Source organism: Allobosea sp. RIT-PG3_2, from assembly GCF_057321085.1.
In genome coordinates, this window is record NZ_JBXWCA010000002.1 from 671,529 (window position 1) to 690,648 (window position 19,120).

A 19,120-nucleotide genomic window follows, 5' to 3' on the forward strand; every position below is an offset into this window, starting at 1 on the left:
TGTCGATGCGGAGAATGCTGACGGGTTCGCGGGGACGCGTCGATTAAGCGGGAGGTAATTGGAACGGTCCGCCGGGATCGCTAGCTTGCCTGCCATGACCATGCATCACGCCCCCTCCATCGGCGCCCTGCTCCGCGACTGGCGGCAGCTGCGCCGCTTCAGCCAACTCGACCTCGCGCTCGAGGCCGAGATCTCGCAGAAGCATCTGAGCTTCATCGAGAGCGGCCGCTCGCGCCCGAGCCGCGAGATGGTGCTGCTGCTCGCAGAGCACCTCGCTGTCCCGCTGCGCGAACGCAACGCGCTGCTGCTGGCCGCCGGCTATGCGCCGGTCTATCTGGCGCGCCCGCTGGAAGCCCCGTCGCTGAAAGCGGCGAAGGGCGCGATCGACCTCATCCTCAAGGGCCATGAGCCCTATCCGGCAATCGCGATCGACCGGCACTGGACGCTGCTCGCGGCGAACGGCGCGGTTACCCGCCTGCTCAGCCTCGTCGCCGATGCGGAGCTGCTGCGGCCGCCGGTCAATGTGCTGCGCTTGTCGCTGCACCCGGACGGACTCGCGCCCTTCATCCTCAATCTCGGCGAATGGCGCGCACATTTGTTGGCCCGGCTGCGCCAGCAGGTCCGATCGACGGCAGACGGCACGCTGGGCGCCCTGCTGAGCGAGCTTTCGGAGTACCCGCATCCGAGCCAGGCGACGAAGGCGCGCCATGAGCCCGAAGCCGAAGCCGGCATCGTCGTGCCCATGCAGCTGCGGCTCGGCGACACCGTGCTCTCGCTGATATCGACGACCACGGTGTTCGGGACACCGGTCGACATCACGCTTTCGGAGCTCGCGCTCGAAACCTTCTTCCCGGCCGATACCGCCACGGCCGAGGCGCTGCATGCCCTCGCCGCAAGCGGCAGCGGAACGGCATGATCGCCCGGAACCTTTCAGCCCAGGCTCCGTTCCTTACCCGACGCGACGGATGTCGCACCGGAACCAAGAGGAGCTTCGCAATGGGCAGCACGACCGACAAGATCAAGGGTATGGCCAACGAGGCCACCGGCAACGTCAAGCAGGCCGCCGGCAAGGCGTTCAACAAGCCGGACCTGGAAGCCGAGGGCGCCGCGCAGGAGCTGAAGGGCGAAGCCCAGCAGGCGATCGGCAAGGGCAAGGACGCCGTCAAGAAGGCCGTCGACAAGGTCTGAGGCACCGGCCTCAAAACGCAAAGGGCCGCCGAAAGGCGGCCCTTTTTGTATCTATGCCCGGGTGCCGGTCAGGCCGTGCCGCCGAGACCGCCGAGAAAGTCCTTCACCCGGCCGAAGAAGCCGGCCGTCTCCGGGTGGTTGTTGTGCGAGCTCTCGCGCTCGAACTCCTCGAGCAATTCCCGCTGGCGCACTGTGAGCTTCTGCGGCGTCTCGACCACGACCTGGATGTAGAGGTCGCCGACCTCGCGCGAGCGCAGCACGCTCATGCCTTTGGCCTTCAAGCGGAACTGCTTGCCCGTCTGGGTGCCCTCGGGGATCTTCACCCGCGCCTGTTCGCCCGAAAGCGTGGGCACCTCGATCTCGCCGCCGAGCGCGGCCGAAACCAGCCCGATCGGCACGCGGCAGAACAGGTCGGCGCCGTCGCGCTGGAAGATCGCGTGCGGCTTGATCGAGAGGAAGATGTAGAGGTCGCCCGCCGGCCCGCCGCGCAGGCCGGCCTCGCCCTCGCCGGCAAGACGGATGCGCGTGCCGTCCTCGACGCCCGCGGGGATGTTGACCGCAAGCGTGCGCTCGCGCGTGACGCGGCCCGCGCCCTGGCAGTTCTTGCAGGGGTCGTCGATGATCTCGCCGCGGCCCGAGCAGGTCGGGCAGGTCCGCTCGACCGAGAAGAAGCCCTGATTGGCGCGCACCCGGCCATGGCCACCGCAGGTCGGGCATTGCCGCGACTTCGAGCCCGGCTTGGCGCCCGTGCCCGAACAGGCCTCGCACGAGACCGAGGTCGGCACGCGGATCGAGGCGTTCTTGCCGGTGAAGGCGTCCTCCAGCCCGATCTCGAGATTGTAGCGCAGATCGGCGCCACGCTCGCGGCCATTGGCGCTGCGCGGCCCGCCGCGACGGGCATCGCCGAAGAAGGAATCGAAGATGTCCGACATGAAGTCGGAGAAATCGGCATTGCCGCCGGCGCCGCCGCCATTCTCGAAGGCCTGATGGCCGAAGCGGTCATAGGCGGCGCGTTTCTGGCCGTCGGAGAGGACCTGATAGGCCTCGTTGATTTCCTTGAACTTGATCTCGGCTTCCTTGTCGCCGGGATTCTTGTCGGGGTGATGCTGCATCGCGAGCTTGCGGAAGGAGCCCTTCAGCTCGATTTCCGTCACGGTCCGGCTGACGCCAAGGATCTCGTAGTAATCGCGTTTCGACATCGATCGAACAGCCCCTTCGCCGCCTCATGCGTCATGGCCGGGCTTGACCCGGCCATCTCCGGCAGGAAAGCGTTTTTCTTCGCGATGCCTTCTCGTAACGAGATGGCCGGGTCAAGCCCGGCCATGACGTCCCAGGAGAAGGCGAGCGCCGGTTACGCGCTCTTCTTCTTGTCGTCCGAGACGTCCTTGAAGTCGGCGTCGATGACGTCGTCCTTCTTGGCTTCCTCGGTCGTCTCGCCTTCGGCAGCGGCGCCTTCGGCCTGGCTGGCGGCATACATCGCCTCGCCGAGCTTCATCGAAGCCTGCATCAGCTCGTTGGTGCGCGCCTGGATGGCCTCGGGATCCTCGCCGGTCAGGGCAGTCTTGAGCGCCTCGGCCGCGGTCTCGATCGCCGCCTTGTCGGCTTCCGAAACCTTGTCGCCATAATCCTTCAGCGACTTCTCGGTCGAATGCACAAGGCTCTCGCCCTGGTTCTTCGCCTCGACCAGCTCGCGGCGCTTCTTGTCCTCGGAGGCGTTGGCCTCCGCATCCTTCACCATCTTCTGGATGTCGGCCTCGCTGAGACCGCCCGAAGCCTGGATCTTGATCTGCTGCTCCTTATTGGTGGCCTTGTCCTTCGCCGTCACCGAGACGATGCCGTTGGCGTCGATGTCGAAGGTCACCTCGATCTGCGGCATGCCGCGCGGGGACGGCGGAATGCCCATCAGGTCGAACTGCCCGAGCAGCTTGTTGTCGGCCGCCATCTCGCGCTCGCCCTGGAAGACCCGGATCGTCACCGCGTTTTGGTTGTCCTCGGCGGTGGAGAAGACCTGGCTCTTCTTGGTCGGGATCGTGGTGTTGCGGTCGATCAGGCGGGTGAACACGCCGCCCAGCGTCTCGATGCCGAGCGAGAGCGGGGTCACGTCGAGCAGCAGCACGTCCTTGACGTCGCCCTGCAGCACGCCGGCCTGAACCGCGGCGCCGATGGCGACGACCTCGTCAGGATTGACGCCCTTGTGCGGCTCCTTGCCGAAGAACTGCTTCACGACCTCCTGGACCTTCGGCATGCGGGTCATGCCGCCGACGAGGACGACCTCGTCGATCTGGCCCGCCGACAGGCCGGCATCCTTGAGCGCCTTCTTGCAGGGCTCGATGGTGCGCTGGATCAGGTCGTCGACCAGGCTCTCGAACTTGGCGCGCGAGAGCTTGATGGCGAGGTGCTTCGGACCCGAGGCATCGGCCGTGATGTAGGGCAGGTTGATCTCGGTCTGGGCCGTGGTCGAGAGCTCGATCTTGGCCTTCTCGGCGGCTTCCTTCAGGCGCTGGAGCGCGAGTTTGTCCTTCTTCAGGTCGATGCCCTGCTCGCGCTTGAACTCGTCCGCGAGATACTCGACGAGGCGCATGTCGAAATCCTCGCCGCCGAGGAAGGTGTCGCCATTGGTCGACTTCACCTCGAAGACGCCGTCGCCGATCTCGAGGATCGAGACGTCGAAGGTGCCGCCGCCGAGGTCATAGACCGCGATGGTGCCGGCCTGCTTCTTGTCGAGGCCGTAGGCGAGCGCGGCCGCCGTCGGCTCGTTGATGATTCTGAGCACCTCGAGGCCGGCGATGCGGCCGGCATCCTTCGTCGCCTGGCGCTGGGCGTCGTTGAAATAGGCGGGAACCGTGATGACGGCCTGAGTGACGGGCTGGCCGAGATAGGCCTCCGCCGTCTCCTTCATCTTGGTCAGGGTGAAGGCCGAAATCTGCGACGGCGAATAGTCCTTGCCGTCAGCCTCGACCCAGGCATCGCCCGAGGAAGCCTTCTTGATCTTGTAGGGAACGAGCGAGAGATCCTTCTGCGTCATCGGATCCTCGAAGGTCCGGCCGATGAGGCGCTTGATCGCGAAGAAGGTGCGCTCCGGATTGGTGACGGCCTGGCGCTTGGCCGGCTGGCCGACAAGGCGTTCGCCGTCATCCGTGATGGCGACGATGGAGGGCGTGGTGCGCGCGCCTTCCGAATTCTCGATGACCTTCGGCGTGGTGCCTTCCATCACTGCAACGCAGCTGTTGGTCGTGCCGAGGTCGATACCAATGACTTTACCCATGGATGGGATCCCTTTCGATTGAGCAGATCGCCGGCCGGCGACGCATTCCCGTCACCTGCCGGCCCATGGACCGGACCGCCCCCGCTTCAGCGGCGAACGAACCGGCATTCCACGTTTGACGGTGGTTAAACCGCCCCTTGGCGGCGTATATAGTGAGGGTGTTCCCACCCTTGCAAGACAGGCGAGCCGAATAAGAAACGGGGATTTCGGGCTTTGCGGCCGGATTCGTGCTTTCAGGCGCGACTGTGGCCTCGCCGCCCTTGCGCATCCCGATGCCGCCCTTCATGCAGGAAGGCCGTTCCGTTAGCGCATGGACAGCCATGAGCCGATCGACGCGCCTCATCCTCGCTTTGGCGGCTGCTTTAGCCGCGATGACCGCCTGTGCGCAGGCGCAGCCCCTGCAATTGCCGGGCGCGCAGCCGTTCAATGCACCGGGCGCGCAACAGGCGGCCCCGCCGCAATCGGGGGCGCCCGCCCAGCCGCGCCCGCAGAGCATGCCGGCGATCAAGATCGCCGGCGAGGATGCGATCCTCGGCAAGGTCCTGCATCGCAACGGCCATCACGGCGAGGCGATCTTCACCAAAACGGCAGGCGGATTCGGGATGAAGCTCAATCTCGACGGCTTCCAGCCCGCCAATCTGGTCGAGCCCTGCGCCGTTTCCTTCGGCGAAAATCCGGTTCCGGTCACGGCATTGGGCCGTCCGGCCGGGGTGCCGCGCTATCGGTTGGAAGCTCCGATCTGCCCGATCGTCTTCGATGTGCTCGACGGCGCCTTCCTCGTCGTGGAGCCGACGGAGCCCTGCGTCGTCGAGGCCGCGCAATGCCGCATCGACCCGCGTGGCCTGTGGGGGCCGGACGCGCGCACAGCCGCCGCCCAGGCCAAGGAGATCGAACGGGCCCGCGGTGCGGCCGAGCGAGCCGTCCGCGAAGGCTACAAGACGTTGACCGCGAAGTCCGACGCGGTCGAGCAGCGCACGATCGCCCGCGAGCAGGCGGGCTTCTCGGCCGAGCGCGAGATGATCTGCCGCGATTTCCAGCGCGAGGGTCAGGTGGGGTTCTGCGCAGCGCGGATCACCGAGGCGCGCGCCGCCGGGCTGCGTGCCCGCCTCGGCCTCAACACCGAGCCCAAGCCGGCCGCCAAGCCGAAGCCGCGCCCGGCAACGCCGAGGCCGGCGCCGCTCTCGCTCACGCCGACGCAGTAGGGTCCCGGCCCATCCGCTTGGCCAATGTCGCTTCGTCGAGCCCGGCGAGAGCGTCGATCAGAAGCATCGCGAAGCTGCCCGGTCCAGCCGCGCGTTCGGCGGCGACTTCGCCCGCGATCCCATAAGCCGTCAGCGCGGCGGCTGCCGCGACGGCGGCATCCGGCTCGACCGCCCGGCAGGCGGCGACCAGCGCGCTCGATGCGCAGCCGAGCCCCGTGACTTTCGTCATCAATTCATGGCCATGGCCGATCGAGAAGCTGCGCCCATCGCCCTCGATGCGGTCGACCTTGCCTGTCGTCACGCGCAGGACGTCATCCGCCCGCCGCATGACGGCATCGAGCGCCGCCATTTCCGTGGCGTTGCCACGCACGGTGACGCCCGGCAAGCGCAGGATCGCCTCGGCCAAACCCAGTCTGAGCGGCGACAGCTCGACGAAAACGGGGTCGAGCACGAGAGGGATGCCGCGTTCGCGCGCGACACCGACGAGCTTTGGGATGGCGCGCTCGCCCTCCGGGCTGATCGTGCCGAGATTGATCAGGATCGCGCCGGCCCCGGCGGCGACGGCCGCGACCTCGTCGGGATGACCGGCCATCGAGGGCACGGCCCCGAAGGCGAGCAGCATGTTGGCGGTGACGTTCTGCGCCACCGTATTGGTCAGGCAATGGATGCGCGGGCGGCGCTTGGCCACCCGCGCGAGGATCGACGCGACCTGCGCCGCGTCGAGACTATCGTTCTCGCTGCTCATTCCGCCGCTGGTAGATAGATGCTGCCGCCCTTGTCGAGGAATTCCTTCGACTTGGCGGCCATGCCGTCTGCTGCCATCGCTTCGAGATTGGCGCGCTCATTGTCGCTCATCGCCAGAACCTCGGCGCGCAGGTCCTGCGTGATCTTCATCGAGCAGAACTTCGGCCCGCACATCGAGCAGAAATGCGCGACCTTATGAGCGTCCTTCGGCAAGGTCTCGTCGTGGTAGGCGCGCGCCGTGTCGGGATCAAGCGCGAGATTGAACTGGTCCTCCCAGCGGAAGTCGAAGCGGGCGCGGGAGAGCGCATCGTCCCTGATCTTCGCGGCCGGATGGCCCTTGGCGAGGTCGGCGGCGTGCGCCGCGATCCGATAGGTGATGACGCCGGTCTTGACGTCGTCGCGGTCGGGCAGGCCGAGATGCTCCTTCGGCGTGACGTAGCAGAGCATGGCGCAGCCATACCAGCCGATCATCGCCGCGCCGATGCCGGAGGTGATGTGGTCGTAGCCCGGCGCGATATCGGTGGTCAGCGGTCCCAGCGTGTAGAAGGGCGCCTCGCCGCATTCACGGAGCTGCTTGTCCATGTTCTCCTTGATCTTGTGCATCGGCACGTGGCCGGGGCCCTCGATCATGACCTGACAGCCCTTGTCCCAGGCGATCTTGGTGAGCTCGCCCAGCGTCTCCAGCTCGGCGAACTGGGCGCGGTCGTTGGCGTCGGCGATCGAACCGGGGCGCAATCCGTCGCCGAGCGAGAACGAGACGTCGTATTTGCGCATGATCTCGCAGATCTCGTCGAAACGCTCGTAGAGGAAGCTCTCGCGGTGATGCGCCAGGCACCAGCGCGCCATGATCGAGCCGCCGCGCGAGACGATGCCGGTGACGCGGGATGCCGTCAGCGGAACATAGGGCAATCTCACGCCGGCGTGGATGGTGAAGTAGTCGACGCCCTGCTCGGCCTGCTCGACCAGCGTGTCCTTGAACACCTCCCAGTCGAGCTTGATCGGATCGCCGCCGACCTTCTCCAGCGCCTGATAGATCGGCACCGTGCCGATGGGGACCGGCGAATTGCGCAGGATCCAGGAGCGGATGTTGTGGATGTTGCGGCCGGTCGACAGGTCCATGACGGTGTCGGCGCCCCAGCGTATCGCCCAGACCAGCTTCTCGACCTCCTCGGCCGCGCCCGAGGTCACGGCGGAATTGCCGATATTGGCGTTGATCTTGACCAGGAAGTTGCGGCCGATCGCTATCGGCTCCAGCTCGGGGTGGTTGATGTTGGCCGGGATGATGGCGCGGCCGCGCGCGATCTCCTCGCGGACGAATTCGGGCGTGACGAATTCCGGCACCGAGGCGCCGAAGCTCTCGCCATCGGCATGGCGCTCCCTGGCACCTTCCAGCATGGCGGCGCGGCCGAGATTCTCGCGATGGGCGACATAGATCATCTCGGGCGTGACGATGCCGGCCTTCGCGAACTCGTATTGCGTCGTCATCTGGCCCGGCTTCGCCTCGAGGATCGGGCGCGCGGCCGGGCAGGCGGGAACGAGCTGCGCCTCGCTGATATGGCCGTTATCGGCGGCCGTGACTGTGCGGCCGGGCACGGTCTGGAAGCCGCGCGCATCGAGCCAAGCGCGGCGCGGCTGGGCCAGGCCGGCATTCAGGTCGATTCGGGCGTCGGTCTCGGTGAACGGGCCGGAGGGATCGTAGATCCGCACCGGCGGCTCGGCATCGGTGGTCAGCATGACCTCGCGAAAGGGCACGCGCATCTCCGGATGATCCGGCGGCGCGACATAGATCTTGCGCGAACCGATGATCGGGCCGGTCGTCACACTTTGCGGCGCGGCCTTGACGCTGTTCTTCAGGGTTTTGGTGTGGGCATTCATGAGGATCTCCTCCTTGATACAGGTCAGGAGATCCGGGCTTGAAAGCGGTCCAGTCGCTGTCTGCGGGCACGATTCGACTCTAACCCGCGTTCCAGTCCCTCCGCCGGTATGACCCGGATCAGGTTCGATGGGTTCGGCGGTCAGGCCATCTCAGCTCTTGCGAGCACCCCTCGGAACAGCACCGAGGTTAGGCGTAGCGCCGCCGCTTGGCAACGGGCTGCGTGACGAACGATTGGAGGATGGAAGTGGATCAGGCCGTCAGGTCGACCAGGGCGCCCTGCCCGGCCGGAAGCGTCGCCTGTATCTGTTCGACGCTCTGCTGGAGCATGGCGACGAGGCCCTGATCGGCCTGCGCGTTCTGTTTGATCATCTCGACGGACAGTGCGTGCTGCGTCGAGGCGGTCTGCATCGTGACGATGCTGCGGGCAAGGGAAACGGCGTCGCTCATACGGCGACGCTAGTTCGCCGACCTTGCCAAATCCTGAACGGCCCCGCTCAGGGCGCGCTGATCGACGGCACCGGGCGCGGCATCGGCGGGTCGCGATTTGGCTGCGGCGCCGCCTGTGCGCGGTCGTCGCGCGGGGCGCGGATTTCCGTGCGCGGCACGGGCCTCTCACTGGCTGGCGCGCGAACGGCCTCGCCTGCGCGAGGAGCCAGCGGCACACCCGGCGCCCGCTGCTTCACGGCGGCAGGAGCACTCTGAGCCAGTGCCGGAAGCGCCGCAAACGAGCCCGCCATCATCAGGCCGGCATCACCAGATCAAGCTTTTTCATGACTGAACCTCCCTTCGGCTTGTCCTCCGGGAGATGAAACCGCCGCAGAAGGCGGCAGTTCCCTGCGTCCAGGTAAGAACGGGGCCGCTCGTCGAGCAGCCCCGTTCCCATCGTCACTGGTTCTGGCCGCTGAGCAGCGGCGTGATGCGCCGCAGCGTCACGCGCCGGTTCTCGCGTGCCGCGTCCTGCGTGTTGATCTTCAGATACTGCTCGCCATAGCCCTGCGTCGTCAGGTTCTCCGGCGGGATCTGGAAATCGCGCGTCAGGATCTCGGCGACGGACTGCGCGCGGCGATCCGAGAGCGAGAGATTATCGACATCGGCGCCGACGGCGTCGGTATGTCCCTCGACGAGGAAGACCTCGTTGGGCGCGCGCTGCAGGGCGCGCCGGACGGAGTCCGCGATCACGGACAGGCGCTGCGCCTGTTCGGGCGCGATCTGCCAGGAACCGGTGTCGAAGGTGATCGTGTCGATGTCGACGCTGCGCATGCGGGCGCGCAGATCCGGCGAGTAGCGGACCTCGTCCAGCGTGTAGCGACGCGGGATCGCGGCGATCGGCGGCGCCGTGATCGTCTCGTAGATCAGCGCCTCGTCGGCCTGATCGGCATCGACGATATAGCGCTCGCGCGGGATCGGCAGCGGCGGCGCCGGCAGCACGACGACATCGTCGGCGAAACGGCCGGGACGGTCGCGCAGCGTGTTGTCGATGATGATCACCTCGCGATTGTCGCGGTCGATGCGGGTGCGGCGGATCAGACGGCCCTCCTCGTCCGTGACGGTGACGATGCGCGTGCCGTCGGGGCGCTCGAAGACCATGCGGTTCTCGTCGCCGCGGCGCTCGGAGCGGCCCTGCCAACCGAGATCGCGGAAACGCTGATCCTCGTCGCGGCGGATGATGGCGCGGCCGTCATCGTCGCGGATGATGGTGCGGCCGGGCTCGCGGATGATGGTGACGTCACCCTCGCGGCGCTCCTCGCGGCGGCTGCGGATATCCTCGAAGCGCTGCGCGCCCTGCGTCGCCATGATGCCGCCGATGACGCCGGCGCCGAGGCCGATCGCACCTGCGACGCCGGGCGAGATGCCGCCGCGACGACCTTCGCGCTGGGGCGGCTGAGTCGGGAAAGCCCCACCGGCGGGCGGCTGACCTGGAGCAATGCCGGGCTGAACAGGGGCGGGAGCAACACCCGGTTGTGCAGCGGATGGCGGCGCTCCGGGCGCGGGACGTCCCGGCGCGGCACCAGCGGGCGGAATCGGGGCTGTGGCGCCGGGCTGGGCCGGAGCACCCGGAGCCGCCGCCGGAGGCGCTCCCGGAGCGGGGCGCGGCGGCTGAACCGGAGCCGCACCCGCGGGCGGAGTCGGAGCGGTTGCGCCCGGTTGCGCAGGGGCGGCGGGACCGCCGGGCGCTGCGGCCGGAGGCGCCACGGGCTGCGGTGCTGCGGCCGGCGGACGGGCTTGGGGCGGCGCAGCCGAGGGTGGCACGGCCGGGCCGCCACGCGGAACGGCCGAAGGCGCAGCTCCGGCACCCGGCTGAGCCGGCGCGGGAGCGGCAGCCGGCGGCGTTCCCGGCGTCGGGCGCGGCTGCCCGGCGGGAGCGGAGGGTGCGGTGCCGGGCTGCGGCGCAGCCGCCGGAGGACGAGGCTGAGATGGAGCTGCCGAGGGAGGCACGGCCGGGCCACCGCGCGGAACGGCCGATGGCGGGGAGCCCGGCTGGGCGGGAGCAGGAGGCGGAGCCGCTTGCGGGCGCTGGCCGGGCTGTGCGCCAGGAGCGGAGGCCGGCGGTGCAGGCGGCTGGGAAGGCGCGGCGCGCGGCGGCGTCGGCACGGTAGGTTCGGCCGGCGGTCGCGGTGGCGTCGGGCGCGCTGCCGGAGGCTGGCCGGGTGCGGGCGCCATGTTCGGGGCGGGACGCGGCTGCGCCGGAGCCTCGCTCGGCATGGCCGGGCGTTGCGGCTGCGGACGGGCGGCCGGCGGCTCGGCGCGCGGCTGGGGAGCGGCGGGTGGCGGCGGCGCGGGGATGGCGGGCGGCTGCGGCGGGCGCGGCGCTTGAGGCGCGCCGGGAACCGCTGGGCGCTCCGGCCCGCGCTGGCCCGGCTGCGCTCCCGGTGGACGCGGCTCCTGCGGCCGCTGGCGCGGCCCGCGCCCGGGCTCTTCGTCGCCGGGAGCCGGGGCCTGGACGAGTTGCAGCCCGGCTTGAGCGAAGGCTTGTCCGGCCTGCGAAAGGACGAGGGCAGGCAGGACGGTCCCGACCAGCAACCAGCTTTTCGTGCGCATTACAATTCCCGTCATTCGTTTCAACTTGGGGGTATCAGGCCGTTGGCGGCCTGAACCCGCGATGAAGCGAAAACGGCGAGAATCGGGCAATGGTTCCGGCCTTGCAGGCCTCAGAGACCAGCCTGCGCCTTCACATAGGCCGCGATCTCGGCATGGCTCGCGAACCAGCAATCGCCCTTCGCCTTGGCGAGCTGGATCAGCTCCTCGAGGATCCAGAGGCGCGAGCGATAGGTGATGACATGCGGATGCATGGTCAGCAGAAAGAGCCCGCCATCGGCATAAGCTCCCTCGAATTCGCGGCGGAAGATATCGAAGACCGCTTCGGGTGGCGTATAGGGCCGAAGCGCCTGAAAGCGGTTCATGTTGAAGTAGACCGCGTCGTCGCGAATCCACTCGACCGGCAATTCGACCATACCGGTCGCCTCGCCCTTCTCGACGATCTCGTAGGGGTCGTCGTCTGCGAAGAGCGAGGAATCGTAGAGCAGGCCAAGCTCACGCTCGACGGCGAGCGTCACCTCCGAGAAATCCCAGGACGGTGTGCGCATGCCGACCGGCCTGACGCCGGTGATCTTTTCCAGCGTATCGGCCGAGCGCAGGTGCAGTTCGCGCTCATCCGCCGGCGGCACCGCCGTGTTCACCTCGTGAATCCAGCCATGGAGGCCGATCTCATGGCCTTCGCCGACGATGCGGCGCTGCTCATCGGGATAGAGCAGCGCCGTGACGGCCGGCACGAAGAAGCTCGCCTGGATGTCCTGTTTCTTCAACAGGTCCAGAATGCGCGGGATGCCGACGCGATTGCCGTACTGCCCCCAGGAGAGACGCCCGACCGATTTGCCGCCGTCGCGCAGTTCGTTGGTCTCGTGGTCGACGTCGAAGGAGAGCGCTACGGCGCAGCGGGCGCCGTTCTTCCATCTGGCGGGCTTGAGGTTGCGGCCGGCGCGCACGCGCTCGACCTTGCCGCGCCAGACCTCTTCCGGCCATTGCCAGGGCAGGAGTTCGGATTCGGACATGGATCGCTCCTTCTCAAATTCTCTCGACGGACAATGACATTTGCGCCGGCATCCTGGCCGAAGCGAAGCGTAGCGCCGGGATCCATCATGGGGCTCCGACGCCCTGCGATGGATCCCGGATCTGCGCGGCTACGCCGCTTGTCCGGGATGACGGCGCGTATTTCCGAAACGACGACGGCTCACGCCACCGGCAGCACCGGCACAGCCGCCAACAGCCTCTTCGTATAATCGTGCTGCGGGTTGTCGTAGACATCGCTGGCCGGGCCGCTCTCGACGATCTTCCCGCGATACATGATCGCGACGCGGTCGCAGAGATGGCGGACGACCGAGAGGTCGTGCGAGATGAAGATCAGCGTCAGGTCGAGTTCCTGCCTGAGCCGTATCAGCAGGTTGATGATCTGCGCCTGGATGGAAACGTCGAGCGAGGCGACCGGCTCGTCGCAAACCACGACGTCCGGCTGCATCGCGAGCGCGCGGGCTATGGCGACGCGCTGGCGCTGGCCGCCCGAGAACTGATGCGGATAGCGGACGGCGAAGGCCGGATCGAGCCCGACCGCCGCCAACCACTGACGGACATACTCCTTGGCCTGCCCGCGCCCGATCAGCCCATGCGTCAGCGGCCCCTCGGCAATGGAATCGCCGACCGTCATGCGCGGATTGAGCGAGGCGAAAGGGTCCTGAAAGATGGTCTGGACGCGCGTCGTGATCTTGTGAGGATGCGTGCCCGCGCTCATCACCGGAGCATCGTCGATCGCGACGCGGCCGGTATCGGGCGCATAGATGCCGGCCGCCACGCGCCCAAGTGTCGACTTGCCGGAGCCGGATTCGCCGACGAGGCCGAGCGCCTCGCCGCGCCTCAGGACCAGCGTGACGTCGTCGACCGCCTGCACCGCGACAGGCGCTCTGGAGAAGCCGGCCTTCTGCGCCAGCTTGCGGAACAGCCCGGGCGTCTGCTCGAAGCGCTTGGCGACATGCTCGATGCGAACATAGTGCGCCGCGTCCCTCGCCGGCGGCGCTGCATCCTTCGCCATGCGCGGCGGCGGAGCTACGTCGGAGCCGGCGCCGCCGGCCAGCAGCGCGCCGGGCTCGGAGCGAGAGGGCAGCGCGTCGAGCAGCCCACGCGTATAGGGATGCTGCGGATGCGTCAGCACGTCGAGCGTCGGGCCGGCCTCGACGATCCTGCCGTGGCGCATGACGCAGACATGGTCGGCGAGCGAGGCGACGACGGCGAGGTCGTGGCTGATCCAGATCAGCGCCGTGCCGAGCTCGGCGACCAGCTCCTTCATCTCCGCGAGAATCTCGGCCTGGACGGAGACATCGAGCGCGGTGGTCGGCTCGTCGCAGATGATCAGCTTCGGCCGGTGCAGCAGCGCAATCGCGATGGCGACGCGCTGGCGCATGCCGCCGGAAAACTGGTGCGGATAGAAATCGACCTTGCCCTCGGCATCGGGAATGCGGACCTGCGCCAGTGCGGCCACCGCGCGACGGCGCGCCTCGGCGCCCGAAACCGCCTCGTGGGCTTCCAGAGCGAGCCTGATCTGCACGCCGATGGTCAGCATCGGGTTCAGCGTCATCATCGGGTCCTGGAAGACCATCGAGATCTGCTTGCCGCGGATCTTGCGCAGCTCCGAAGGGGACAGCCCGACGAGTTCGCGCCCCTCCAGTTTCACCGAACCGCCCTCGACGCGGCCGGGCGGGTCGATCAGCCCGATGATCGAGAAGCCTGTGATGCTCTTGCCGGAGCCGGACTCGCCGACGAGACCCATCACCTCGCCACGCTTCAGCGCGAAGGAGACGCCATCGACCGCCTTCACCACGCCGGCCCGGGTGTGGAACTGGGTGGCGAGATCGCTGACCTGAAGGAGAAGCGCTTCGCTCATCGCTTCAGCCTCGGATTGACCTGGTCGCGGATGCGGTCACCGACGAGATTGATGGCGACGATCAGGACGATCAGGGCGATGCCGGGATAAATCGAGATCCAGTAGCGGCCGGACAGCATGTATTGGAAGCCGTTGGCGATGAGCATGCCGAGCGAGGGCTCCGTCACCGGCAGGCCGACGCCGAGGAAGGACAGCGTCGCCTCCAGCGCGATGGCATTGGCCACCTGCACGGTCGCGACCACGATCAGTGGCGGCAGGCAGTTCGGGAAGATGTGACGCAGGATCACGCGCCAGCCCGGCAGCGGCGTCGACAGCACCGCCTCGACATAATCCTTGCCGCGCTCGGCGGAGGCCGCGCCATGGGCCGTTCGGGCGAAATAGGCGTATTGCGCGGCGGCCAGCGCGGCGATGAGTTGCATCTTGCCCTGACCGAGCAGCGCGGAGAGCACCAGCGCCAGCAGGATCGCCGGGAAGGCGAGCTGTAGGTCGATGACGCGCATGATGAAGGCTTCCCAGCGCCCGCCGACATAAGCCGCGCCGATACCGAGCGAGACGCCGAGCACGAAGGCGAGCCCGCCGGCGACCAGCCCCATCTGCAGGGAGATGCGCAGGCCGTAGAGGATCGCCGAAAGCAGGTCGCGCCCCTGCGCATCCGTGCCGAGCCAATGGGTGTAGCCGCCTTCGCCGACATAGCCGGGCGGGCGGCGCGCATCGGAGAGGGTGAGGTTGGCGAGGTCGTAGGGGTCCTGCGGCGCGACGAGCGGCGCCAGCACGGCGATGCCGACCATCAGCACGACCACGGCGAGCGCCGCGACCGCGGCCTTGCTCTCGCGGAACTCGGCCCAGAAGCGGGCGGCGGGAGACGCGTCCTTCATCGCGCGCCTCCTTTCCGCAGCCGCGGATCGAGCCCGACATAGGCGAGGTCGACGAGGAAGTTGATGGTGATGAAGACGAAGGCGACGAGCATGAGATAGGCGACCATCACCGGCCGGTCGAGCGACTGGATGGAGTCGATGATGAGCTTGCCGATGCCGGGCCAGGAGAAGATCGTCTCCGTGACGACGGCGAAGGCGAGCGTCGAGCCGAATTCGAGGCCGAAGACTGTGACGAGCGGGATCGCGATCAGCCTGAGCACATGACGGCGCAGGACCGTCCATTCCGAGAGACCGGCCGCACGGGCGAACTTCACCGTATCCGAGAGCATGGTCTCGCGGGTTCCGGCGCGGGCGAGGCGCGTCATCAAGGCGAGCTTGAAGAAGGCAAGATTCAGCGCCGGCAGCAGCAGATGGCTGAGCCCGTTCAGGGTCAGGAAGCTCCATTCGACGCCGAAGATCGAGACGGTCTCGCCGCGCCCGCCGGCAGGCAGCCATTGCAGCTCGACCGCGAAAGCCATGATCAGCACCAGGCCGATCCAGAAGGTCGGCACGGAGAAGCCGAGGATCGAGACCGTCATGATCAGCTTCGAGGCGACGCTGTCCGGTCTGTAGCCGGCATAGATTCCCGCGGGTATGCCGATCAGCGCGGCGCCACAGACCGCGGCAAGCGTGAGCTCCAGCGTCGCCGGCAGGCGCGACAGGATCAGGTCCATCACCGGCATGCCGAAAACGAAGGAGCGGCCGAAATCGCCATGCAGCACGCGGCCGAGGAAGGTGAGGTACTGTTCCCAGAGCGGCCGGTCGAGCCCGTAATGAGCGATGGTCTGGAGGCGCAGTTCCTGACTGACGTCGGGGCCGATCAGTACATCGATCGGGTTGCCGATCGCATAGACGCCGACGAAGACCAGCACCGACATGACGAGCATGACGACGAGCGCCTGGGCGAGGCGGACGGCGACATGGCCTAGCATGGGTGAAGCCTTCGGCGCGGCCTCACGGCCAGTCCTCCACCATCGCCGCGCGCGTCTCCTCGACGCCGACCTGCCAGAGCTTCAGCATCTCCTCGTCCGGCCGCTGGTAGAGACCGTGGAAGTTGCCGTCGCCGAGGATTTCGCGCCGCTTCGCCGGGGCTGCGGCCTGATATTGAGCCGGATTGAAGGGCGGCTTCGCCGTATCGGGCATCGCGACGCCAGCAAGGCGCGTCCAGGGGAAGTTCTCCATCCAGGATGCGTGGGAGGCGGCCGGATCGACCGCCTTGACCGCCGCCTGAAACTGCGGCGCCGCCCACCAGTTGTGCACCCGCACGCTCGCATCCGGATGCTGGCCGAGCCATTCGGTCGCGAAATTCAGCGCCGGCGAGTTGCCACCATGGCCATTGACCAGCACGATCCGGCGAAAACCCGAGCGATAGAAGCCATCGAACAGATCGCCGAGCAGCGCCGTATAGGTGCTGAGCCTGAGCGAGATGCTGCCTGGAAAATCGAGGAAGCCGGGCGTCATGCCATAGGCCAGAACCGGGAAGACGGGGATGCCGAGCGGTTCGGCCGCCTCCAGCGCCACCCGCTCGGACAGGATCACGTCGGTCGCAAGGCTGAGATAGGCGTGCTGCTCGACGCTGCCGAGCGGCAGGACGCAACGGTCGTCACGCCGAGCCTGGGCTTCGATCTGCATCCAGTTCAAATCGGCGACACGCACGGCGCAATCCTTGCTTCGTTCGTTCAAGCGGTAGAGAGTCGGAGCAAGCGATCCCGCGTCGCTGCGGCGAGCCAGGAAACCTTGCGGCCAGAGGCCGAAGCCATCCTTGACTCTGGCATTCGAGAGCGTCAAGTTCCATTTGGAACTAAATTGACCGGGAGATATTTCCCATGCGGCGCTCGCCCACCTCTCTTTCGCGTGTCGACCCGGAACGCGAGGCCGCGTTCGCGGAGCTCGATCCCCTGACCGTGACGAAGCTCTGGGACAATCCCTGCTGGCTCTCCTTCCGACTGAACTTCGTCGCCTTCCGCTTCAATGATCCGGTCTATCGCTGGATCGAGACCCGCTACGGCCTGGTGCGCCCGGAATTCGTCGCGCTCTATGCCGTCGGATTGCGGGAGGGCGTCGCGGCCAAGAACATCGTGGCCTCCTCCGGCCTGCCCAAGAACACGCTGTCGCGCGCCGTGCAGAAGCTGCTGCAGAGGCGCCTGCTCAAGCGTGAATCCGATCCGAAGGATCTGCGGAGCTACGTGCTTCACCTCACGGCCGCCGGCCGCAAGATCTTTGACGAGACCATGCCGCTGATGGTGCAGCACCAGAGCACGATGCTCTCCGGCCTCAGCGAGGACGAGCAGCAACAGCTTTGCATGCTGATGGACAAGCTCGTCATCGCCTCTCCTGCATGGCCCAACGAACTCGAACAAGAGGGGACCTCATCATGAAGCTGGCCCGCACCTTCCGCCTCGCGGCCTTCGCCGCCCTGCTCGGCGCCACCGTCTCCACCGGAGCGCTCGCCCAGACGTTGACGATCGGCGTGCGCGCCGGACCGGAATCGATCGACCCGCATTTCACCGCGACCGGCACCCATGCCGAAGCGCTGAAGCATGTCTTCGACACGTTGACCTGGTCCGGCGACCAGCTGCAGATCGAGCCGCGCCTCGCGCTGAGCTGGAAGACGATCGAGCCGACGGTTTGGGAGTTCAAGCTGCGCCCGGGCGTCAAGTTCCATGACGGCTCGGACTTCACCGCCGAGGACGTGAAATTCTCGATCGAGCGCATTCCGGTCGTCGCCGGGCCGAACCCGACGACGATCTATGTCCGCCGCGTCAAGGAGGTGAAGATCGTCGACCCGCTGACGGTCCATATCGTCACGGACGGGCCCGCGCCGAACCTGCCCAACGACTTCATCCGGCTCTTCATCGTCTCGCACAAGGCCGCCGCCGGCCTGACCAAGGACAATGCCAACGAGGCGTTCAACTCCGGCAAGGCGGCTGTTGGAACCGGCCCCTACAAATTCGTCTCCTGGACGCCGAAGGACCAGATGGTTCTGGATCGTTTCGACGGCTACTGGGGCCCAAAGGAGCCCTGGGCCAAGGTCGTGCGCAAGGAGCTGCCGAACGACGCCGCCCGCGTCGCGCAGCTCAAGGCCGGCCAGGTCGACATCATCGTGCGCGCGCCGGCCTCCGACGTGCCGACGCTGAAGCGCGACGCCAAGCTCAACGTCGCCACGGTCGAGAGTGTCTATCTTTTCAACATGGAGCTCGACATGCGGGACAAGTCCCCGCAGATCAGCGCCAAGGACGGCTCAGCCCTGCCCAAGAACCCCCTGCAGGACGTGAAGGTCCGCGAGGCGATCGACATCGCCATCGACCGGCCGGCGCTGGCCGAGATCGCGATGGAGGGCCTCGGTTCGCCGGCGAACCAGCTGGTGACGCCGACCATCGCCGGTTTCAACAAGAGCCTGCCGGCGACCAAGCCCGACATCGCCAAGGCGAAGAAGCTGATGGAGGAGGCCGGTTACCCCAACGGCTTCAAGATCACCTTCTCCTTCACCAATGACCGCCTGCCGGGGGACCGGCAGGTCGGCACCTCGATCGCGCAGATGCTGGCGCGCATTGGCGTCGAGGTGAACGCCAACGCCCAGCCGGGCGCGGTGTTCTTCCCGGCCCGACTGCGCGGCGACTTCTCGATGTCGATGTCCGGCTGGGGCACGCTGACGGGCGAGGCGAACTACACCCTCTCCTCGCTGGTGCACTCCAACGATCCGGCCAAGAAGCTCGGCGCCTTCAACGTGCAGAACTACGCCAATCCCCAGGTCGACAAGCTGATCGAGGACGCCGGCATCGAGATGGACGAGGCCAAGCGCAACCAGATGCTGTCCGACGTCGCGGCGATCGTCGCCAAGGACCGGCCGCGCCTGCCGATCACCGCCGTGGGCTCGGCCTGGGCGATGCAGAAGGACAAGGTGACGATCAGCCCGCGCGTCGACGAGGACACGCTGGCGATGGACATCAAGCCCGCCAAGAAGTAACGCGACCGCCTTCGCGTCATGGTCGGGCCTGTCCC

At 67.4% G+C, this 19,120-nt stretch carries 17 protein-coding genes and 1 riboswitch; of the genes, 6 read left to right on the plus strand and 11 right to left on the minus strand.

The genetic code is table 11. From position 1 onward, the window contains the following. Window positions 1-94: 94 nt before the first annotated feature. A complete protein-coding gene (locus tag AC2FAN_RS08760; RefSeq protein ID WP_485173740.1) occupies window positions 95-916 on the plus strand; it encodes a helix-turn-helix domain-containing protein in 822 nt (273 codons plus the stop codon). Between the two features lie 80 nt (window positions 917-996). Next, window positions 997-1,188: a CsbD family protein gene (locus tag AC2FAN_RS08765; RefSeq protein WP_265051226.1), complete on the plus strand. Its 192-nt coding sequence runs from the start codon at window positions 997-999 to the stop codon at window positions 1,186-1,188. 68 nt (window positions 1,189-1,256) lie between these two features. Here the strand turns inward: AC2FAN_RS08765 and dnaJ are convergent, their stop codons facing one another. Both dnaJ and dnaK read right to left on the minus strand, forming a co-directional pair. After that, window positions 1,257-2,387, minus strand: a complete 1,131-nt coding sequence (dnaJ, locus tag AC2FAN_RS08770) for a molecular chaperone DnaJ (RefSeq protein WP_265051225.1) — start codon at window positions 2,385-2,387, stop codon at window positions 1,257-1,259. A gap of 152 nt (window positions 2,388-2,539) precedes the next feature. After that, the gene (dnaK, locus tag AC2FAN_RS08775; RefSeq protein WP_265051224.1) at window positions 2,540-4,453 is read right to left on the minus strand and encodes a molecular chaperone DnaK; all 1,914 of its coding nucleotides are present in this window, start codon (window positions 4,451-4,453) and stop codon (window positions 2,540-2,542) included. Window positions 4,454-4,773: 320 nt separating this feature from the next. Between dnaK and AC2FAN_RS08780 the strand changes: the two genes are divergently transcribed. Further along, entirely contained in the window at window positions 4,774-5,655 is an 882-nt protein-coding gene (locus AC2FAN_RS08780) for a hypothetical protein (RefSeq protein ID WP_265051223.1), read from the plus strand. Here AC2FAN_RS08780 and AC2FAN_RS08785 read toward each other — a convergent pair. From AC2FAN_RS08785 to AC2FAN_RS08800, 4 genes are all read right to left on the minus strand, one after another. Beyond that, window positions 5,639-6,400, minus strand: a complete 762-nt coding sequence (locus tag AC2FAN_RS08785) for a hydroxyethylthiazole kinase (RefSeq protein ID WP_485173418.1) — start codon at window positions 6,398-6,400, stop codon at window positions 5,639-5,641. The two genes, AC2FAN_RS08780 and AC2FAN_RS08785, sit on opposite strands and share 17 nt — an antisense overlap. Next, window positions 6,397-8,274: a phosphomethylpyrimidine synthase ThiC gene (gene thiC / locus AC2FAN_RS08790; RefSeq protein WP_485173419.1), complete on the minus strand. Its 1,878-nt coding sequence runs from the start codon at window positions 8,272-8,274 to the stop codon at window positions 6,397-6,399. The genes AC2FAN_RS08785 and thiC overlap by 4 nt, the downstream gene beginning before the upstream one ends. A gap of 77 nt (window positions 8,275-8,351) precedes the next feature. Next, window positions 8,352-8,455, minus strand: a riboswitch (TPP riboswitch). A 69-nt stretch (window positions 8,456-8,524) separates the two neighbouring features. After that, window positions 8,525-8,722 (minus strand): hypothetical protein, encoded by a 198-nt coding sequence (locus AC2FAN_RS08795; RefSeq protein WP_485173420.1) that lies wholly within the window; start codon window positions 8,720-8,722, stop codon window positions 8,525-8,527. 438 nt (window positions 8,723-9,160) lie between these two features. After that, window positions 9,161-10,069 (minus strand): OmpA family protein, encoded by a 909-nt coding sequence (locus tag AC2FAN_RS08800; RefSeq protein ID WP_265051219.1) that lies wholly within the window; start codon window positions 10,067-10,069, stop codon window positions 9,161-9,163. Window positions 10,070-10,934: 865 nt separating this feature from the next. On the opposite strand from AC2FAN_RS08800, the gene AC2FAN_RS08805 reads away from it, so the two are divergent. Beyond that, window positions 10,935-11,090 carry a hypothetical protein gene (locus AC2FAN_RS08805; RefSeq protein ID WP_265051218.1) on the plus strand — a complete coding sequence of 52 codons (156 nt, stop codon included), beginning with the start codon at window positions 10,935-10,937 and terminating at the stop codon, window positions 11,088-11,090. A 334-nt stretch (window positions 11,091-11,424) separates the two neighbouring features. Here the strand turns inward: AC2FAN_RS08805 and AC2FAN_RS08810 are convergent, their stop codons facing one another. The 5 genes from AC2FAN_RS08810 to AC2FAN_RS08830 all read right to left on the minus strand — a co-directional run bounded on the left by AC2FAN_RS08810 (window position 11,425) and on the right by AC2FAN_RS08830 (window position 16,774). Continuing rightward, on the minus strand, window positions 11,425-12,324 hold the full coding sequence (locus tag AC2FAN_RS08810; RefSeq protein WP_265051217.1) for a polysaccharide deacetylase family protein: 900 nt from the start codon (window positions 12,322-12,324) through the stop codon (window positions 11,425-11,427). Between the two features lie 179 nt (window positions 12,325-12,503). Continuing rightward, window positions 12,504-14,204, minus strand: coding sequence for a dipeptide ABC transporter ATP-binding protein (locus AC2FAN_RS08815; protein ID WP_485173421.1), 1,701 nt, complete (start codon window positions 14,202-14,204; stop codon window positions 12,504-12,506). After that, a complete protein-coding gene (locus AC2FAN_RS08820) occupies window positions 14,201-15,079 on the minus strand; it encodes an ABC transporter permease (protein ID WP_265051215.1) in 879 nt (292 codons plus the stop codon). Before AC2FAN_RS08820 ends, AC2FAN_RS08815 begins: the two co-directional genes overlap by 4 nt. Next, a complete protein-coding gene (locus AC2FAN_RS08825) occupies window positions 15,076-16,050 on the minus strand; it encodes an ABC transporter permease (RefSeq protein ID WP_265051214.1) in 975 nt (324 codons plus the stop codon). Before AC2FAN_RS08825 ends, AC2FAN_RS08820 begins: the two co-directional genes overlap by 4 nt. A gap of 22 nt (window positions 16,051-16,072) precedes the next feature. Then, window positions 16,073-16,774, minus strand: coding sequence for a creatininase family protein (locus AC2FAN_RS08830; protein WP_476805300.1), 702 nt, complete (start codon window positions 16,772-16,774; stop codon window positions 16,073-16,075). Window positions 16,775-16,944: 170 nt separating this feature from the next. Between AC2FAN_RS08830 and AC2FAN_RS08835 the strand changes: the two genes are divergently transcribed. Continuing rightward, a complete protein-coding gene (locus AC2FAN_RS08835) occupies window positions 16,945-17,496 on the plus strand; it encodes a MarR family winged helix-turn-helix transcriptional regulator (protein ID WP_485173422.1) in 552 nt (183 codons plus the stop codon). Next, on the plus strand, window positions 17,493-19,085 hold the full coding sequence (locus tag AC2FAN_RS08840) for an ABC transporter substrate-binding protein (RefSeq protein WP_476805301.1): 1,593 nt from the start codon (window positions 17,493-17,495) through the stop codon (window positions 19,083-19,085). Before AC2FAN_RS08835 ends, AC2FAN_RS08840 begins: the two co-directional genes overlap by 4 nt. Window positions 19,086-19,120 lie beyond the last annotated feature (35 nt).

Bases quoted from the DNA above. Each gene is read 5' to 3' on its own strand.
- thiC (WP_485173419.1), bottom strand. From the start codon at position 8,274: ATGAATGCCCACACCAAAACCCTGAAGAACAGCGTCAAGGCCGCGCCG.
- AC2FAN_RS08760 (WP_485173740.1), top strand. From the start codon at position 95: ATGACCATGCATCACGCCCCCTCCATCGGCGCCCTGCTCCGCGACTGG.
- AC2FAN_RS08835 (WP_485173422.1), top strand. From the start codon at position 16,945: ATGCGGCGCTCGCCCACCTCTCTTTCGCGTGTCGACCCGGAACGCGAG.
- AC2FAN_RS08825 (WP_265051214.1), bottom strand. From the start codon at position 16,050: ATGCTAGGCCATGTCGCCGTCCGCCTCGCCCAGGCGCTCGTCGTCATG.
- AC2FAN_RS08810 (WP_265051217.1), bottom strand. From the start codon at position 12,324: ATGTCCGAATCCGAACTCCTGCCCTGGCAATGGCCGGAAGAGGTCTGG.
- AC2FAN_RS08765 (WP_265051226.1), top strand. From the start codon at position 997: ATGGGCAGCACGACCGACAAGATCAAGGGTATGGCCAACGAGGCCACC.
- AC2FAN_RS08815 (WP_485173421.1), bottom strand. From the start codon at position 14,204: ATGAGCGAAGCGCTTCTCCTTCAGGTCAGCGATCTCGCCACCCAGTTC.
- AC2FAN_RS08795 (WP_485173420.1), bottom strand. From the start codon at position 8,722: ATGAGCGACGCCGTTTCCCTTGCCCGCAGCATCGTCACGATGCAGACC.
- AC2FAN_RS08800 (WP_265051219.1), bottom strand. From the start codon at position 10,069: ATGGCGACGCAGGGCGCGCAGCGCTTCGAGGATATCCGCAGCCGCCGC.
- AC2FAN_RS08820 (WP_265051215.1), bottom strand. From the start codon at position 15,079: ATGAAGGACGCGTCTCCCGCCGCCCGCTTCTGGGCCGAGTTCCGCGAG.
- AC2FAN_RS08785 (WP_485173418.1), bottom strand. From the start codon at position 6,400: ATGAGCAGCGAGAACGATAGTCTCGACGCGGCGCAGGTCGCGTCGATC.
- dnaK (WP_265051224.1), bottom strand. From the start codon at position 4,453: ATGGGTAAAGTCATTGGTATCGACCTCGGCACGACCAACAGCTGCGTT.
- AC2FAN_RS08805 (WP_265051218.1), top strand. From the start codon at position 10,935: ATGTTCGGGGCGGGACGCGGCTGCGCCGGAGCCTCGCTCGGCATGGCC.
- dnaJ (WP_265051225.1), bottom strand. From the start codon at position 2,387: ATGTCGAAACGCGATTACTACGAGATCCTTGGCGTCAGCCGGACCGTG.
- AC2FAN_RS08840 (WP_476805301.1), top strand. From the start codon at position 17,493: ATGAAGCTGGCCCGCACCTTCCGCCTCGCGGCCTTCGCCGCCCTGCTC.
- AC2FAN_RS08780 (WP_265051223.1), top strand. From the start codon at position 4,774: ATGAGCCGATCGACGCGCCTCATCCTCGCTTTGGCGGCTGCTTTAGCC.